General features: G+C 63.3%; 13 protein-coding genes. 6 read left to right on the top strand and 7 right to left on the bottom strand.

Annotated elements, in window-relative coordinates; translation table 11 throughout:
* The first annotated feature begins 114 nt into the window (after nt 1-114).
* The 5 genes from PKE78_RS17535 to PKE78_RS17515 all read left to right on the top strand — a co-directional run bounded on the left by PKE78_RS17535 (nt 115) and on the right by PKE78_RS17515 (nt 7,528).
* The gene (locus PKE78_RS17535; protein ID WP_271202223.1) at nt 115-615 is read left to right on the top strand and encodes a hypothetical protein; all 501 of its coding nucleotides are present in this window, start codon (nt 115-117) and stop codon (nt 613-615) included.
* Nucleotides 612-1,391, top strand: a complete 780-nt coding sequence (locus tag PKE78_RS17530) for a TnsA endonuclease N-terminal domain-containing protein (protein ID WP_271202222.1) — start codon at nt 612-614, stop codon at nt 1,389-1,391. The genes PKE78_RS17535 and PKE78_RS17530 overlap by 4 nt, the downstream gene beginning before the upstream one ends.
* 57 nt (nt 1,392-1,448) lie before the next feature.
* Nucleotides 1,449-3,629, top strand: a complete 2,181-nt coding sequence (locus PKE78_RS17525) for a transposase family protein (RefSeq protein WP_271202221.1) — start codon at nt 1,449-1,451, stop codon at nt 3,627-3,629.
* Complete coding sequence (locus tag PKE78_RS17520; RefSeq protein WP_271202220.1) at nt 3,622-4,623, top strand: TniB family NTP-binding protein; 1,002 nt, start codon at nt 3,622-3,624, stop codon at nt 4,621-4,623. The genes PKE78_RS17525 and PKE78_RS17520 overlap by 8 nt, the downstream gene beginning before the upstream one ends.
* 778 nt (nt 4,624-5,401) lie before the next feature.
* A complete protein-coding gene (locus PKE78_RS17515) occupies nt 5,402-7,528 on the top strand; it encodes a COG3415 family protein (RefSeq protein ID WP_271202219.1) in 2,127 nt (708 codons plus the stop codon).
* Between the two features lie 106 nt (nt 7,529-7,634).
* On the opposite strand, the gene gyrB is transcribed toward PKE78_RS17515, so the two are convergent.
* From gyrB to dnaN, 5 genes are all read right to left on the bottom strand, one after another.
* Nucleotides 7,635-10,064 carry a DNA topoisomerase (ATP-hydrolyzing) subunit B gene (gyrB, locus tag PKE78_RS17510; RefSeq protein ID WP_271202218.1) on the bottom strand — a complete coding sequence of 810 codons (2,430 nt, stop codon included), beginning with the start codon at nt 10,062-10,064 and terminating at the stop codon, nt 7,635-7,637.
* Nucleotides 10,065-10,314: 250 nt separating this feature from the next.
* Nucleotides 10,315-10,968 (bottom strand): LysE family translocator, encoded by a 654-nt coding sequence (locus PKE78_RS17505; RefSeq protein WP_309299122.1) that lies wholly within the window; start codon nt 10,966-10,968, stop codon nt 10,315-10,317.
* A complete protein-coding gene (locus PKE78_RS17500) occupies nt 10,965-11,768 on the bottom strand; it encodes a DUF817 domain-containing protein (RefSeq protein WP_271202217.1) in 804 nt (267 codons plus the stop codon). The genes PKE78_RS17505 and PKE78_RS17500 overlap by 4 nt, the downstream gene beginning before the upstream one ends.
* A gap of 61 nt (nt 11,769-11,829) precedes the next feature.
* Complete coding sequence (recF, locus tag PKE78_RS17495) at nt 11,830-12,981, bottom strand: DNA replication/repair protein RecF (protein ID WP_271202216.1); 1,152 nt, start codon at nt 12,979-12,981, stop codon at nt 11,830-11,832.
* A gap of 164 nt (nt 12,982-13,145) precedes the next feature.
* Nucleotides 13,146-14,264 (bottom strand): DNA polymerase III subunit beta, encoded by a 1,119-nt coding sequence (dnaN, locus tag PKE78_RS17490; protein ID WP_271202215.1) that lies wholly within the window; start codon nt 14,262-14,264, stop codon nt 13,146-13,148.
* Between the two features lie 281 nt (nt 14,265-14,545).
* On the opposite strand from dnaN, the gene PKE78_RS17485 reads away from it, so the two are divergent.
* Nucleotides 14,546-15,337, top strand: coding sequence for a mechanosensitive ion channel family protein (locus PKE78_RS17485; protein WP_271202214.1), 792 nt, complete (start codon nt 14,546-14,548; stop codon nt 15,335-15,337).
* A 144-nt stretch (nt 15,338-15,481) separates the two neighbouring features.
* Here the strand turns inward: PKE78_RS17485 and PKE78_RS17480 are convergent, their stop codons facing one another.
* Together PKE78_RS17480 and infC are read right to left on the bottom strand one after the other, a co-directional pair.
* On the bottom strand, nt 15,482-16,054 hold the full coding sequence (locus PKE78_RS17480; protein ID WP_271202213.1) for an ActR/PrrA/RegA family redox response regulator transcription factor: 573 nt from the start codon (nt 16,052-16,054) through the stop codon (nt 15,482-15,484).
* A gap of 168 nt (nt 16,055-16,222) precedes the next feature.
* Nucleotides 16,223-16,762: a translation initiation factor IF-3 gene (gene infC / locus PKE78_RS17475; RefSeq protein WP_271202382.1), complete on the bottom strand. Its 540-nt coding sequence runs from the start codon at nt 16,760-16,762 to the stop codon at nt 16,223-16,225.
* Nucleotides 16,763-16,791: the final 29 nt, after the last annotated feature.

Raw genomic sequence — 16,791 nt, 5'->3', positions numbered from 1 at the left:
AGAGGGATTGGTCCAATCCCACATCTTAGAGCTTAGCTTTTCCCGGCGTGCTTCATCGAACTGCCGACCTGACAACGCGGACGAACCCATTGTCCGTGCAAGGAGAACTGCGCCATGATGGCGGCTACACTGGATCTGGCCGAGCTCCTACCTGACGCCAAGCTCACCGAGTTGACGGTTGAGCACTTCGACGCTGCTGCGCGGATTTCGGACCGCCGGTGCTTCGAATTGCACGTCGTGTGCGAGGTCCAGACCGCGGAAGACTCGCGCGCTCTCGTCATGCCTTGGGTGCTGTGTGATCGGGAAGCTTCCGGGCAGCTCGCGCTCCCACGCCTGACAGTCCCTTACGTCATTGCGTTTCACCCGCTCGAGGGGAGCGATCTCGCGGATCTGCGGCAGCAAATGATGTGGCTTCGCCTGGCGGAAATCCTTTGCGGCGAGTCTTACGCGCCAAGGAAATCGAGGTCTCTGCTCGAGACCTTCGTGAAGCTTCATGGGCTCTCTAGCGCGCCGCTCGACTCCGTCATCGAATGGCGCGGCCGATGGATCGCCACCGGCCGGCATATGTCCCAGCTCTTCGAGATCGTTGCAGGCAATGGGGTCTCGGGCCGATGAAGGCGCACCCAATTCTAGATCCATACGGCCCGCCGGCGCTCGAGGAGATCATCGCGCGTTCAGAAGGGGTCATGGAGGTTGCCGAAGATCGCGGCCCTGTAAGAACCATTTTCAACGGACGGCGGAACCGCCCGGTCGGGCTGTTTCCAAGCGTGAAGTGCCGCCGAAACATCGCCTGGGAGTCCCGCCTTGAACGGCGCACCATACGCTGGCTCGAGGTTGATGACACAGTCATCAAATACATGGAGCAGCCGCATCGACTGCGTTTCTCATTTCGCGGCGCTCGGACCCACTACACTCCTGACTTTGTTGTCGAGACAGAAAAGCGGATAGTCTTCATTGAGGTAAAATACCGGTCGGACATCTTCAAGATGCTGCCCGAAGACCGTGATCGCTATCGACTGGCACGCTCAATTTATCGCAGTATTGATCGCGACCTCATCTTCGTGACTGACCTTCGCTTCAAAATGCAAAAGGTCTGGCACGAGAACGCCCAGATCGTCGAAGAAGCACGGCGGCTGCTTCCATCAGACGACCAGCTCACGATCATCATCGACCATCTGGTGTCGCGACCAAAATCGACGCTCGGGGCCTGCGCCGCGGCGATCGGGAGCCCAGTCCATGGGCCACGATCCTTGATGGCGCTCATGCTTCGTCGGGTCGTTCGGATTGATCTGAACACCCCCCTAGGGCCGGGCAGCGCGATCGAGCTCCGCCCGGACTACGCAGCCAATCTCCACAATCTCAGAACCTCCAGGACGCTCCTCAACGTGTGACCTCCTGGTTGTACGAGCCACTGCATCTTTTCGGTTTGATCTGCGACGGGCATCACGATGAATGAATTGGTGACCTCCACTCGAATTGCCCAGTCGCAACAGGTCAGCCTGAACTTGCGACTACGCAAAGACGGTATCGTCGTTATAGATGGGCGGAACTACATCTTCATTCGTCTATTTGAGGATGGTCGACTTGCGTTTGACGATGAGGAAAACGCTAGACGCCGCAACATGACCGAGAAGGAGTTCGTGGAACTCTACATGTCGGGTCGCATCTCAGTCCGCGATTGGAGCGTCCTGCCTTCGAAGTTCCGCGAAGAGGCGGGTACTTCACTCGAGCTTCTCCCCCAGCCCAAGATCACCAAGGCGAAATGGCGCCACGCCTATTGTGTGGCCTTTGACTCCCGGCCGGTCCCAAAGACCGAGCGCGCCATGAAGCCCATCATCGATGACGTCGCGACAGCGAACAATCACGAGAAAAAGCCTGATTGGAGATCTGTGACTCGTTGGCTACGTGAGCGCGGCGTGAAGGGACGCCGTGAGCTCCGCACCATGCGATCGTTCGACGAAAGGAAAGGCCGCAAAAAGGGGGTCGGAGAGGAAGCTGAGTCGATAATTCAGGACGCGATCAAGCACGTCTACATGTCTCGTCAAATGCTGCCGGCCGGGGCTGTCGTCGCGGCGGTCATCGGCGAGATCAATCGGCGGAATGAACTCCTTGGCGAGACCACAATCGAGGCTCCTTCACCAGCCACGGTCTACCGCAGGATCGCCGAGCACTCGTATTACAAGACGCTGAGGATCCGATGGGGCAAGCGAGCGGCCGATCGTGAGCTCAAGCCGCTTCAGGCCGCTCCGGAGGCCACCCGCCCTCTGGAGACGATCATCATCGATCACACGAAGATCGATGACTGGATGTTTTTCGAGGACGGCACTGAGCTGCCTTGCGGAGGACGGCCGTGGCTCACGCTTGCGATCGATGCCTATTCTCGCTACCCGCTAGGCTACTATATCGGCTTCGAGCCCCCGAGCGTTTACTCGGTGATGATGTGCCTCCGGCAGGCAATCTCGCCGAAAACTGCAGTCTTCGAAAAATTCAGTGGCTTGAAAGCGGACTGGCGCGCGGCCGGCCTGCCGCTGAAACTGGTGGCAGACAATGCCAAGGAGGTTGTTGGACTATCATTGCCTCAGGCGTGTGCCGAACTCGGTATCGAGCTTGAGACCTCACCGGTGCGCACGCCGCACTATAAGGGGATTATCGAGCGCTTTTTCGGCACGCTGAACACGACTTTCCTGCATCGACTGCCGGGAACGACTTACGGCAGCGCCAAGACGCTCCGCGACAAGGAAATCGATCCGACGAAGAATATGTCGATGTCTTTCGACACGTTCGAGTATCTGTTCCTGAAGTGGCTGACGCAAGATTATTGCAAGGCGCGCAACAGCAACATCAGATGCACGCCGGAGAACCGTTGGGTCACGGGCACCGAAAAAGTCCACATCGAGCTACCTGAGAATATTCAGGATCTCCAGGTGGTGTTGTCACGCTACGCAAACGGCACCGTCACGAGAGCAGGGCTACGTTATAAAAACCTCATCTACAGAAATGCCGCGACGGTCAGTGCGATCCTCGACCTGCCACGCAAGTCGAGCGTGCGCGTAACCTTCCGGTTTGACCCAACCGACATATCGACGATCTACGTTCTGGACGCTTCCGGTCAATACCGGCCCATGGAAGCTGAGGGTGACTACGCCAAGGGCCTCTCTCTTTGGCAACACAAGATCATTCAGGAAGAGGCTCGCCGGAGGGAGCGCAATCCAAAGGCGCTCTCTGAACTCATGAGCGTCCGTTACGAGCTCATGACAGAGGTCCACGAATCGATACGCACAGGAATGGCCAAGTCATTCCACGCGCGGCTTCGCGGCATCGGCTCACAGAAGTCCGCGCCGAGCTCCCTCCCGATTATTTTTGTACCACAGCCTGGTCCTGCCCATGAGCCCGTGAGCTCGATCCGAGCGGTGACCACAGCTGATGAGATCGAGAAAGCGGCGCCGCACGCGGCCGAGCCCATCAAGGCTCAAAAGCCTGAAAGAAGGAGCCGGCGGAAGCGGAATGACGATCGTCTCGAGCCCTTCCCGACAAACGCGAAGGACGCACCGCCGTCGCCGCCGCTGAGCAACGAGCAAGACGAGCTCCAGCCATTTCCTACGAGTTCTTGGAGTAAAGCAGATGCCTAAAGTCGCAGAACAGATCGCGCATCCCGAGTTCCTCGCGCTGAGCGACCGCTTCGCCCAGCGCATCAATGCGATCAAAGGGATCCGGATCCGGAATGATCGGACGCTGGAGCTCATTCAGCGGCTCCACCTATTCAAGGATACAGCTTCGGGCACCGGCGATAGTGCCGGTGGCGCGCTCACCGCTCCGACCCGCGCCGGAAAGACGACTGTGATCCAGGAATTTTTGGCCGATTTCCCTTCAATCAGACACGGTGAAATTGACCATAGCCCGGTAATCTACTGCGAGACCCCAAGCAACGCAAATACTGTCTCTCTTGGCGCTAAGCTCTTGGCCGCTCTGGGTGATATAAACCCCGAGAGAGGTACGGCGGCGGCCAAGCAGAGGCGTGTCGTTGAGGCGCTACGTGAGCGGAACACCAAGCTCCTGATCATTGACGAAGTTCAAAGGCTTGTCGCCAAAGACCAAGGGAAGGTCGCGCATGCGGTCGCGGACTGGATTCAGGAATTGCTTAACGAGGTAAGCAGCACCTGCGGAATCATACTGGTAGGAACGACCCGAGCTCGGCGCATTTTTATCCGGAATGGCCACCTTATTGGACGCAATGTGCCCGCGCTTGAGATGAAGCCGTACGCTACAAAGAACGATGATTCAACCGACTGGAAGCGTTACCGGTCATATTTGATGACTTTCGATACCGAACTTAAGCGAGTGGGTGGCTTCGAGATCTCTCACCTGCATGAAGAGGATATGGCAAGCCGAATTCACGCGGCCGCGCGCGGATACCCTGGGGCCACTGCTCGCCTGATACACATCACTTCAGAAGCCGCAATGCGGCTTGGCGATCAACCTACTTTGTCGCGCGAGTTATTCGCCCACTCGTTTGACGAAATGTGGAAGTTTTCCGATGCCAAGGTCGTCAATCCGTTTATGACGCCCAAGCCCCCGGCGGTGGAAGTCGTTTGGACGAAGGACTGGGAGACGTCCTTTGACTGATCTCGAAATATGCCAGATTCCGGTTCCCGGGAACGCGCTTCAACAAAATTTCGCTTTCACAATATCTAAAGATACTCTTCCGAAGAGGGTGACGCCTTACTTCGATGAAAGTCTTCTCAGTATATTGGCGAGAACAGTTGATCGCTCTGGGCACTCGTACCTCGCCGCTTTGGGGCCCAAGCTGCGTTTATCGCCCTCTGAGCTATACCGGATCGCCTGGCGAGATACTCATGCGCAGAAGATCGCTGACCTTTGCGGTTATCCGCTAACCGAGATAGCGCGGCGGATGTATGGCCCCGTCGTGGAGCAGGAGGCTCTCGGTTTTGCTATGTTCGCGGGCGGCCGCATCCGCGCAGCGTTCGTTTCTACAAATCGAAGGGCAGTATCTCCGGCCTCTCTGAGAGTTGCTCCTTACCACCGAATGACTTGGGATCTGGTCCATGCGGGGTTCTGTCCCGAGTCCGGCGAACCTCTCATCGACACGTGCCCGAGATGCGATAAGCGCCTCGATTGGGCAGGAGCGTCTGTCTGCCACTGCCACACCTGCCTATTTGATCTCCGCGATCACGAATACGTGGGAGAGCAATCAAGGCCTATGTATCTCTCACTTCTAACCGATCTACTGTCGCCGTTTCCGATGGTAAGGGCGCATGCATCAACCCAACTCCCGAGCGACTTACGTTCGCTCAGCGGAGGGGACTTGATGCAAGTGGCAGTCCTTCTTGGGCTCGCAGTCCGGCGCATGTTCGAATCGAAAGCGATCCCCCTACGATCCAAGATGGGCAAGGGCCACCCCAATGCCGAGTCGGCGGACATCCTCGCATATGGATCTCAAACCCTATTCGACATGAAGGAGTATTTTTCTGATCTCGTTGGCGAAATGCGCCGCTCGCACCGCAATGATAAATCGACCTCACCCATTAGGAACGAACTGGGTGATCTTTATGACTTGATTGACCCCAAGGTCGTAGGATCTGCGATCGCTGATGTGTTCACCTCGCGTATCAAGGAGCACTATCAGCACACGTACTCTCCATTTGACACCACAACATCAGGGACGGTGCTGCTGAAATGGTGCGATGAGGTCATGTCTTACGACGATGTAGTTAAATCCATTAAGACAAAACGCTTTCATGCTATTAAAATGCGGTCGCTTAAGCCATTGCGCGTCGGGCGCGGAGGTAAAGAAATTGCTTTCCGTAGAGATCAGGTTTCGATCCTCGCCGATCAACTTACAAAATCAAAGCTACAAACGATTCTCCAGAGAAAATACGGCATACCTAAATTGATACTAGATGACCTTATAAAGAAGAAGATAGTTGATCGATCGCCTTGGCTTGTCGAAGAGATCTTAGGGCCGGGCCGGTTGGATGAGCCGGGTCTGCAAGATTGGATCCATAAGATCGAGCAACGGATCGTAGACACGAACGGCTCGGAGCCGCTCCGGCTGAAGGAAGCTATCCGACATCTTGGAACAGGCGATGCCGCTTGGCGCAAGCTTATTGATCTGATCATAGCCGGTCAGGTACCCTTGGTAGGAGTTCGGAGAAATGCGACCCACCTGACCATCCGTTGGCTTCTATGCCGACAGAGCCTAGCTCCTCATCTCCCCATACCTACAGCAAGGTCGGGCACAGCGGTGACCGTTATGCTGGCGAAAGTCGGTCTTCCAGCTAGAAAAGCTCCGGAGCTGGCTAGGCTGAACGTTATTCGAACTTCTCCTTCTCCGGATAATGCGCGTGTGTCCACCATCACCTTTGACGAACTGGACCGGTTTACGAGGCAGTTTACAACTCCGGTTGCGCTCGCCTCAGATTGGGGAGTCCCTGTCAAGTATGTGGTTGCCTGGATGCGTCAGGCAAACATTCAGGTTATTGGCTCTGGCAAGCCAAATATATTCAATCTCGATGAGGTGAAACATCGATTGCTTCAGGGAAGGTCTATGTATGAAGGTCTCGCGGGCGGAAAACCTGATCACACTATATTCCTTCTGCAGTTGCTGGCGGCGCCTCCTGATCTCAATCTCGACGATCTACGATCGCGCACAAGAAGGAGCAACGTACCGAAGCAGATGTCGCTCCAAATTCTTGACGGCGTAGTTTCCGGCGTACGCTACGCAGAATTAGTTGAGAAATTCGGTGCGGAGAAGTGCCAATACGTATTTTCCCAAATGCGCAATAGAGGAATCGAGCGGCATATCGTTAGAAAACCTCGTAGTCAATATCTACTCTCAGCACCGCAACGCGCTGACGTGATTGATAAAGCACGTGAGTTTATTGATAGAAAGAACGCTGGTGAAGGTATTACGATTGGGCACTTGCAGGCCTATATCGTCGAAAAACATGGCGTCAAGTATCATATTTCAAATATCTGCACGTTCTTAAGGCGCTCAAACGTGAGTTGGCCTCATGTGAATGCTTCTCCTAGGAGATTGGATACAATACAGCTCCATGCATATTCGGAGTTCGCTAATAAGATTGCGGACCGCATTCGATCTGGTGAGCCCAGCTTAACATTGGATACAATTAGAGACTGGGTGCTATCAGAATTTGGCGTATCAATTTCAATTTCGACAGTGACGAAATATAATAGAGACTGCAATATAAGCTGGCCTAAAATGTCTGGACGAAAAATCCAAAGAAAAACGGGTCGCCCCGAAAAATATCGCGGCCAGCAAAAATTTGATGATTCTCAATGGAATGCGTACAAAGAATTTGCACGTCGAACGGCCGATGAGATCTGGGCTGGAGATCTATCTCGATCAATCGAGACCATACAAATCTGGGTAAAATCTAAATTAGATATTTCAGTCTCGGCTCGCACAATAAGAAGTTACAATCAACAGGCGGGCATTCGCTGGCCCAGGCTAACCGATCGTGTGAAATTAAGAAGTAATTCAATTTAAGCTCGATATGGGCCGTTAGTTGCGTAGATTTTGCGTCTACGCAACTCTTCATGTAGACTCATTATATCTGCCGTACACTCATTATTTCTGAGGCGGGACACCGACCTCAGACGTCGAGGTTCGCGACGGAGAGGGCGTTGTCCTGGATGAACTCGCGGCGGGGCTCGACCACGTCGCCCATCAGCTTGGTGAAGATGTCGTCGGCCTCGTCGATCTCTTTCACCTTCACCTGCAGCAGCGAGCGGACGTTGATGTCGAGCGTGGTCTCCCAGAGCTGGTCCGGGTTCATCTCGCCGAGGCCCTTGTAGCGCTGCAGCGCGAGGCCCTTGCGGCCGGCGGCGAGCACGCCGTCGACCAGCGCGGAGGGGCCGTGCGTCGCGGTGGCGTCGTCCTTGCGCAGCAGATGGGGGGTGCGGCCGAACACGGCCTGAAGCCCCTCGGCGTGCTCGTCGAGCTTGCGGGCGTCGGCGCTCGCGATCAGGGCCGCGTCGATCGTCGCCGCCTCGCGCACGCCGCGCACGGTGCGGGCGAAAGTGAAGCCCTCTTCGGACGCCACGCCGGCCCAGCCGCGCTCGGTCTCCTCCGCGAGGATGTCGAGACGCCGGGCGAGGTAGTCGGCCGCCTCCTGCGCGCGCCCGAGGTCGGACAGGATGTCGGGCGCGAGCAGGCCCGCGATCGCCGCCTGCTCCACCACCTCGCGCCGGTAGCGCGAATGCAGGCCCCCGAGCAGCGCGCGGATCTGGCGGGCCTCCTCGACCACGGCGCGCAGGTCCGCGCCCGAACGCACCTCGCCGTCCGCGAGCTTCAGCGACACGCCGTCGAGCCCCGCGCCGATCAGGTAGTCCTCCAGCGCGCGCTCGTCCTTCAGGTACTGCTCGGACTTGCCGCGCGTCACCTTGTAGAGCGGCGGCTGGGCGATGAAGATGTGGCCGCGCTCCAAGAGCTCCGGCATCTGGCGGAAGAAGAACGTCAGCAGCAGCGTGCGGATGTGGCTGCCGTCGACGTCGGCGTCCGTCATGATGATGATCTTGTGGTAGCGCAGCTTGTCGGCGTTGAACTCCTCGCGGCCGATGCCGGTGCCGAGCGCCGTGATCAGGGTGCCGATCTCCTGGCTCGACAACATCTTGTCGAAGCGCGCGCGCTCCACGTTCAGGATCTTGCCGCGCAAGGGGAGCACCGCCTGGAAGGCGCGGTCGCGGCCCTGCTTGGCGGAGCCGCCGGCCGAGTCGCCCTCGACCAGGAACAGCTCGGACTTCGCCGGGTCGCGCTCCTGGCAGTCGGCGAGCTTGCCCGGCAGCGAGGCGACGTCGAGCGCGCCCTTCCGGCGCGTCAACTCGCGCGCCTTGCGGGCGGCCTCGCGGGCGGCGGCCGCCTCCGCCACCTTCTGCACCACGGTGCGGGCCTCGGCCGGATGCTCCTCGAACCAGGTGTGGAGCGCCTCGTTGACGAGGTTCTCGACCGCGGGACGCACCTCGGAGGAGACCAGCTTGTCCTTGGTCTGGGACGAGAACTTCGGGTCCGGCACCTTGACGGAGAGCACGCAGGTCAGGCCCTCGCGGGCGTCGTCGCCGGTGAGCGAGACCTTCTCCTTCTTGGTGACGCCCGACGACTCGGCGTAGCCGTTCACCTGCCGCGTCAGCGCCGCGCGGAAGCCCGCGAGATGGGTGCCGCCGTCGCGCTGGGGGATGTTGTTGGTGAAGCACAGCACGTTCTCGTGGTAGCTGTCGTTCCACCACATCGCGACCTCGACGCCGATGCCGTCCTTCTCCGAGCGGAGCACGATCGGCGTGTCGATCAGCGGGTGCTTGGCGCGGTCGAGATAGCGCACGAAGGCCTCGACGCCGCCTTCGTAGTAGAGCTCCTCGCGCTTCGGCTCGACGCCGCGGGCGTCGGTCAGCACGATGCGCACGCCCGAGTTCAGGAAGGCGAGCTCGCGCAGCCGGTGCTCGAGCGTCGCGTAGTCGAACTCGGTGACGCCCTTGAAGGTGTCGAGGCTCGGCGTGAACGTCACCTCGGTGCCGCGCCGGCCGTTGGCCGGGCCGTTCACGCGCAGCGGCGCGTCTGCGACGCCGTGGGTGAAGGTCATCTCGTATTCGAGATCGTTCTGCCAGACGCGCAGCCGGAGCTTCACCGACAGCGCGTTGACGACCGAGACGCCGACGCCGTGCAGGCCGCCCGAGACCTTGTAGGAGTTCTGGTCGAATTTCCCGCCGGCGTGGAGCTGGGTCATGATGACCTCGGCCGCCGAGATCCCCTCCTCCTTGTGGATGCCGGTGGGGATGCCGCGGCCGTTGTCGGTCACGGTGCAGGAGCCGTCCGGGTTTAGCGTGACGGTGACCTCGTTGGCCCAGCCCGCCAGCGCCTCGTCGATGCCGTTGTCGATGACCTCGTAGACCATGTGGTGCAGGCCCGAGCCGTCGTCGGTGTCGCCGATGTACATGCCCGGCCGCTTGCGCACGGCGTCGAGCCCCTTGAGGACGCGGATCGAGTCCGCGCCGTAATCCTCGGCGCCGCCGTTCGAAGCAGTATCGGACATGTCAGGTCTCCTCGCGGTGGGCGCCGGCGCCTTCGATGGCCGCGTCGCGCGGCGGTCGGCGTGGGGCGGTGGCGAGCGTCACAGAAACTCGTCAGGAATCAGGTGTTTCGAGCCGGTCCGTTCTACCCTGTCGGGACGCGAAAGGCCAATTTCGCCGGCCGGCGCGCGGCCAACCTGTCGATAACCCGAAACGCAGCGGCAAAACATTGATATCGCGCATCTTTTCCGGCCGCGTGCGGAGTGCTCTCCGTCAGCTCGCGGCGACGCCGACGGCGGCGGCGCCCATGGTCGCGCCCGACACGCGGTTCAGCATGCGCCGGCCGCGCGGCGAGACGAGGAACACACGGGCGCGGGCGGCGAGCGCGGCGTAGAAGCCCATCACCACGAACAGCACCAGCGCGGTCGCGAGCGCCAGCTCCGCGAAGCCCAGCGCGCCGACACGGCCGAGATCGACCAGCGCCGGCAGCAGCGCGAGATAGAACACCATCGCCTTCGGATTGCCGATGGTGACGGCGAACCCTGCGAGGAAGCCGCGCAGCGGCGACATCGTCCGGCGCTCCGCCGCCACCGTCTCCGCGCTGGGCGGCGCGCGCCAGAGCCGGACCGCGAGCCACAGCAGGTAGGCCGCGCCGAGATACTTCACCACCATGAAGGCGGTCCCGAAGCTCGCCGCCAGCACCGCGAGGCCAAAGGCGGCGCAGGCGAGCCAGACCACGTCGCCGAGGATCAGCCCCGCCATCATCGGCAGCGTGCCGACGAAGCCGACGCCGAGCGCGCGGGCGACGATGGCCGCGACGCCCGGCCCGGGCGTGAGCGCGACGACGAACAGCGCGGCGGAGAAGGTGAGCAGGGTCGCGACGGTCATGGCGACGTCACGAAAGCTCGCCTTCGACGGCGCGGTCAAGGCCGCTCCGTCCCATCCGGCGGCCGGGGCGGATGAACCAGCGAGACCAGCGCGAAGCTCAGCACGATCAGCAGGAACCAGGCGCCGAACTTCCCGAACGACACCATGTGCCAGACCCTCTGGGTGGGGTAGAGCCACGCGCCCGTGGCCGTGCCCACGTTCTCCGCGATCCAAATGAAGAAGGCGGTCAGCGCCGCCGCCAGAAGCAGAGGCATCCAGCGCGGCGCGACGTCCACCGTGAAGATGATCCGCGTCCTCCACCAAATCAGGGCGGCGCAAAGGAACAGCGCCGGCCGGATGTCCGGCAGATAGTGGTGCGTGAAAAAATTCACGTAGATCGCGAGCCCGAGCGCCAGAACCCAGGCGTTCGGCGGCGCGTGGACGTAGCGCAGGTCGAAGATGCGGGTGACGCGGGCGATGTAGCTGCCGACCGCCGCGTACATGAAGCCGGAGAACAGCGGCACGCCGCCGATGCGCAGAAGGCTGGGCTCGGGATAGGACCATGAGCCTACATGGGTCTTGAACAGCTCCATGCCCGTTCCGACCACGTGGAACAGCAGGATGACGCGGGCCTCGCGCCAGCTTTCCAGCTTGGTCGCCAGCAGGATCGCCTGAACGGCGAGCGCGGCCAACGTCAGGAAGTCGTAGCGGGCGAGCCACCAGCCCGGTTGCCACACAAGCTTGGTGACGATCAGCAGCGCCAACATCACGCCGCCGAACAGCGCCGCCCATGCCTGCTTGAAGCCGAAGATCAGAAACTCCGCAAGCCACGGATGCAGGCGCGCCAGTCCGGCGCGCACGCGCGCATGGGCGCCGCCGACCAGCGGGCGTAATGGTGAGGGTGGCCCAGCGGCGCGCCGGTCATCCCGCCCTGGCGCGCAGGACAGCGCCGTCCGCGACCGAAAACACCGTCGCCCTCGGCCCGAGCTCCGCGAAGGCGGCGGGGTCGGCGCCGGTGAGCCAGACCTGCGCGCCAAGCGCGTCGAGGTCGGCGTAGAGCGCGGCGCGGCGCGCAGGGTCGAGATGCGCGGAGATCTCGTCAAGCAGGGCGACCGGCGCGCGGCCGTCGAGCCGGGCGACGAGGCGGGCGTGCGCCAGCACGAGGCCGACCAGCAGCGCCTTCTGCTCGCCGGTGGAGCATTTCTCCGCCGGCATGTCCTTGGCCGCATGGCGCACGACGAGGTCGCTCAGATGCGGCCCCTCGAGGGTGCGGCCGGCGGCGCGGTCGCGCGGACGGCCCCGGCCGAGGCGGGCGCGGTAGGCGTCCTCGACCTCGGTCGCCGGCCGATGGGCGAGCTCCGCCTCCAGCGTGCCGTCCAGCGCGATGTCGGCGGAGGGGAACGGCGAGGCGGGGTCGGCCCCCTCCGCGATCAGGCCGGCGAGCCGGCGGGCGACGTCGAGCCGGGCGGCGGCGATGGCGACCGCGAGTTCGGCCAGCTCGCGCTCGACGGCGTCGATCCAGCGCGGCTCGCCGCTCTCCTCCAGCAGCCGGTTGCGCGAGCGCAGGGCCTTTTCGAGGCCGGAGGCGCGGCCGGCGTGTTCGGGATCGACCGCGAGCACCAGGCGGTCGAGGAAGCGCCGGCGGTCGCCCGCGGAGCCGCGGAACAGGCCGTCGAGGTCCGGCGTCAGCCAGACGAGGCGGAGATGCGCCGCGAAGGCGCCGGCGCCCGGGACCGGCGCGCCGTCGACGCGGCAGCGCCGGCCGGCGCCCTCCTGCGACGGCTCCGTCCCGGTGCCGAGCCGCGCCGTCCCGTCGTCGCCGGCGACCTCCGCCGCCACCGCCCAGGAGCCGTCGCCGCCGACGCGCGCGAACTCGCCGTGCGGCGCGCGGCGCAGCCCGCGGCCCGGCGCGAGCAGCGAGATCGCCTCCAGGATGTTGGTCTTGCCGGCGCCGTTCGGCCCGACGAGCGCGACCGAGCCCTCGCCCGCGGCGAGGTCGAGCGCGGCGTAGGAGCGGAAGTTGGCGAGGCGCAGCCGCGTCACGGCGGCCCGGCGGGGATGTGTGCCTGTCATGAAACCCGGCCGCCGCGGGAGGACCACCGAATGCACCGCGTCATCCTCCGGCTTGACCGGAGGATCCATCCCAGGCGCGGAGCTCCACGTCGCAGATGGGTCCTCCGGTCAAGCCGGAGAACGACGGCGCGTTTGTCGACAGGCCGAAGCGACGACGTGTCCCCTCACACCCGCATCGGCATCAGGACGTAGAGCGCCGGGGCGTCGTCGCGGTCCTGCACCAGCGTGGGCGAGCCCGGATCGGCGAGGCGGATCAGCGCGGTGTCGCCTTCGAGCTGGTCGGCGATGTCGAGCAGGTAGCGGGAGTTGAAGCCGATATCGAGCGGATCGCTGTCGTAGTCGACCTCGATCTCTTCGGTCGCGTTGCCGCTGTCCGGATTGGTGACGGTCAGCACCAGCTTGCGGTCGGCGAGCGACAGCTTCACCGCGCGGCCGCGCTCGGACGAGATGGTGGAGACGCGGTCGACCGCGCTCTTGAACTCCAGCCGGTCGACGGTGAGGCGCTTGTCGTTGCCGGCGGGGATGACGCGGCCGTAGTCCGGGAAGGTGCCGTCGATCAGCTTCGAGGTCAGCACCACCTGGCCGATGGAGACGCGGATCTTGGTGGGCGACAGCTCGACCCGAACCTCGCCTTCCGGGTCCTCGACGAGGCGCTGGATCTCGGCGACCGTCTTGCGCGGCACGATCACGCCCGGCATGCCGACCGCGCCCGAAGGCGCCGGCATCTCGACCCGCGCGAGACGATGGCCGTCGGTCGCGACCGCGCGCAGCAGCGCGACGCCGCCGCTGTCGACCGCGTGCAGATAGATGCCGTTGAGATAGTAGCGCGTCTCCTCGTTGGAGATCGCGAACTGGGTCTTGTCGATCAGGCGCTTGAAGTCGGCCGCGCCGACCGCGAATCGCACCGGCAGCTCGCCGGCCGCGAGATCGGGGAAGTCGGTGTCCGGCAGCGTCTGCAGCGTGAAGCGGGAGCGGCCGGCGCGAATGATCACCGTGCCGCGCTCGCCGCTCATCTCCAGCGAGACCTGGGAGCCGTCCGGCAGCTTGCGCACGATGTCGTAGAACGTGTGGGCCGGCACGGTGGTGGCGCCGGCCTGGCCGACCTCGGCCGGCACGCTCTCCACGACCTCGAGGTCGAGATCGGTCGCCTGCAGCCGAAGGCCGCCGTCGCCGGCGCGGATCAGCACGTTCGCGAGAATGGGGATCGTGTTCCGCCGCTCGACGACGCGGTGAACATGGGCGAGGGCTTTGAGAAGGGCCGCCCGCTCGAGGGTCGCTCGCATTGTGTGTCCCGGCTCCGAAAGCGTTCTTGTTGGGATCGGCCGCCGCGGCGGACGGCGGCGATCCGGAAAGGTCGCGGGGAGCAGTCCCCGCGCAGGGACCACGGACATTGCCCGCGCGCCTGAGGGAAGGCAAGAGCGCGACCGGACGGGACGCCGGGGGTTGCGGCGCCGCCGCTGCGCGCTACGTCGAAACCGAGCCGCCTCGTGCGGGAGGCCGCAGCCGCGCCGCGCCTGACGCCCGCCCCCGCACCTCTCCGCTCCACGGCGACAGGAGCGCGCCCATGCCCGATGTGCCTATCGATTTCACTTTCCTGAGCAATCTCGTGGTCGTCTACGGCTTCAACGTCGTCGGCGCGATCGTGCTCGCCGTCGTCGGCTTTTGGGTCGCCGGCGCCATCCACAACGGCGTCCATCGCGGCCTGCTGGCGTCGAAGCGCATGGACGTCACCGTCGCCTCCTTCCTCGCGAGCCTCGCGCAATACGCGACGCTCGCCGTGGTGCTGGTGGCGATCCTCCAGCTCGTGGGCATCCAGGCGACCAGCCTGATCGCGGTGCTCGGCGCCGCGTCGCTGGCGGTCGGCCTCGCGCTGCAGGGCACGCTGTCCAACATGGCGGCTGGCGTGATGCTGCTGCTGTTCCGTCCTTTCAAGGTCGGCGACGCGATCGAGGTGGCGGGCAAGGCCGGCACGGTGCGCGACCTGAACCTGTTCTTCACCGAGCTCGCGAGCGGCGACAACGTTCAGGTGCTGATCCCGAACGCGCAGGTCTGGGGCACGGCGCTGACCAACAAGTCCAAGTATCCGACCCGCCGGGTCGAGACCACGCTGACCGCGCCTGCTTCGCAGGATTTCGAGGCCGCGCGCGCCGAGATCGCCGCCTTCCTGAGCGCCAACCCGCACGCGCTCGCCTCGCCCGCGCCGGTCGTCACGCCGACGGCCTACAGCGACGGCGCCGTGGAGTACGCGGTCAAGGTCTGGACCCCCGCGGACCAGCTTCAGGCGCTTCAGGCCGATCTCGTCCGCTACCGGCGCGACCGCGCGCACGCCCAGGCCGAGCCCCAGGCGGCGGAATAGGCGCGGGGACCTTATCTACCTCTGATCGCTCGTCATGGTCCGGCTTGACCGGACCATCCAGGCCCGACGTGGGGCTCGACGCCGAAGATGGGTCCTCCGGTCAAGCCGGAGGACGACGGGGGCGCTTTGGAGGCCGGCGCCGCCTCAGCGCGGGGCGCGCTTGGCCAGGATCCGCTGAAGCGTGCGGCGATGCATGTTGAGGCGGCGCGCCGTCTCCGACACGTTGCGCCCGCACAGCTCGTAGACCCGCTGGATGTGCTCCCACCGCACGCGGTCGGCGGACATCGGGTTCTCCGGCGGCTCCGGCTTGTTCTCGCCGGCGATCAGCGCGTTGTGGATCTCGTCGGCGTCGGCCGGCTTCGCGAGATAGTCGACGGCGCCCATCTTCACCGCCGTGACGGCGGTCGCGATGTTGCCGTAGCCGGTCAGCACGATGCCGCGAGCCTCAGGGCGACGCGCTTTCAGCGCGGAGATCACGTCGAGCCCGGTGCCGTCGCCGAGCCGCATGTCGACCACGGCGAAGTTCGGCGCCGAGCGCTCGATGCTCTCGACGCCCTCGCGCACGGACTCCGCCACGATCACCGTGTAGCCGCGCGCCTCCATGGCGCGCCCGAGGCGCTGCACGAAGGCCCGATCGTCGTCGACGATGAGCAGAGTCTGGCCGGTCGCCGGGCGAGGCTCGCCCTCGCCTCCGAACGCGTCCACCGAGGGGTGCATCGACGTCTCCTTAACGCACGCACATCGCGCTGTCCCGTCGCGGGAGGGGCGCGACGTTCTGAAGCACTATAGCGGATGGGTGGCGCCGGCAAGAGTCGCCGCAGATCGGACCGAGCCCTTCAGGAAACCTGAAAGGCGGCCGGCGCAGGTGAGAACAAAGCCGCGCCGTCAGCGCGGCGCGAGCACCATGGTCATCTGCCGGCCTTCGAGCGAGGGCGAGCTCTCTTCCTTGGCGATCGCCGAGACCTCTTCGCGCACCTTGACCAGCAGCTTCAGGCCGAGGTCCTGATGCGCCATCTCGCGCCCGCGGAACCGCAGGGTCACCTTGACCTTGTCGCCTTCCTCGAAGAACCGGTGCATCGCGCGCATCTTCACGTCGTAGTCGTGATCGTCGATGTTGGGACGCATCTTGATCTCTTTGACTTCGACGATCTTCTGATTCTTGCGAGCCTCGGCGGCCTTCTTCTGCGACTGGTACTTGAACTTGCCGTAGTCGAGCAGCTTGCAGACAGGCGGAACCGAATTCGGAGCGATCTCGACGAGATCGAGCCCCGCGTCCTCGGCGGCCTGGAGCGCGTCATTGATCTTGGTCGGTCCGAGATTCTGCCCGTCTGCGCCGATGAGCTGAACCTCCAGGACCCGAATTTCCTTGTTAACGCGCGGTCCATCCTTCTGGACGGGCGCGACAGGCCTCATGGGACGACGAATGGCGGCGTTCTCCTCTGACGTTTCGGGAG

Source organism: Methylopila turkensis (assembly GCF_027922325.1).
Classification (GTDB): Bacteria; Pseudomonadota; Alphaproteobacteria; order Rhizobiales; family Methylopilaceae; genus Methylopila; species Methylopila turkensis.
This window is presented reverse-complemented; position numbering and strand designations above follow the sequence as displayed.

What these genes read in the sequence shown, in the direction of transcription:
- PKE78_RS17520 (WP_271202220.1), top strand. Translation starts at nt 3,622, where the DNA reads ATGCCTAAAGTCGCAGAACAGATCGCGCATCCCGAGTTCCTCGCGCTG.
- dnaN (WP_271202215.1), bottom strand. Translation starts at nt 14,264, where the DNA reads ATGCGAGCGACCCTCGAGCGGGCGGCCCTTCTCAAAGCCCTCGCCCAT.
- gyrB (WP_271202218.1), bottom strand. Translation starts at nt 10,064, where the DNA reads ATGTCCGATACTGCTTCGAACGGCGGCGCCGAGGATTACGGCGCGGAC.
- PKE78_RS17515 (WP_271202219.1), top strand. Translation starts at nt 5,402, where the DNA reads ATGGGCAAGGGCCACCCCAATGCCGAGTCGGCGGACATCCTCGCATAT.
- recF (WP_271202216.1), bottom strand. Translation starts at nt 12,981, where the DNA reads ATGACAGGCACACATCCCCGCCGGGCCGCCGTGACGCGGCTGCGCCTC.
- PKE78_RS17530 (WP_271202222.1), top strand. Translation starts at nt 612, where the DNA reads ATGAAGGCGCACCCAATTCTAGATCCATACGGCCCGCCGGCGCTCGAG.
- PKE78_RS17535 (WP_271202223.1), top strand. Translation starts at nt 115, where the DNA reads ATGATGGCGGCTACACTGGATCTGGCCGAGCTCCTACCTGACGCCAAG.
- PKE78_RS17525 (WP_271202221.1), top strand. Translation starts at nt 1,449, where the DNA reads ATGAATGAATTGGTGACCTCCACTCGAATTGCCCAGTCGCAACAGGTC.
- PKE78_RS17480 (WP_271202213.1), bottom strand. Translation starts at nt 16,054, where the DNA reads ATGCACCCCTCGGTGGACGCGTTCGGAGGCGAGGGCGAGCCTCGCCCG.
- PKE78_RS17485 (WP_271202214.1), top strand. Translation starts at nt 14,546, where the DNA reads ATGCCCGATGTGCCTATCGATTTCACTTTCCTGAGCAATCTCGTGGTC.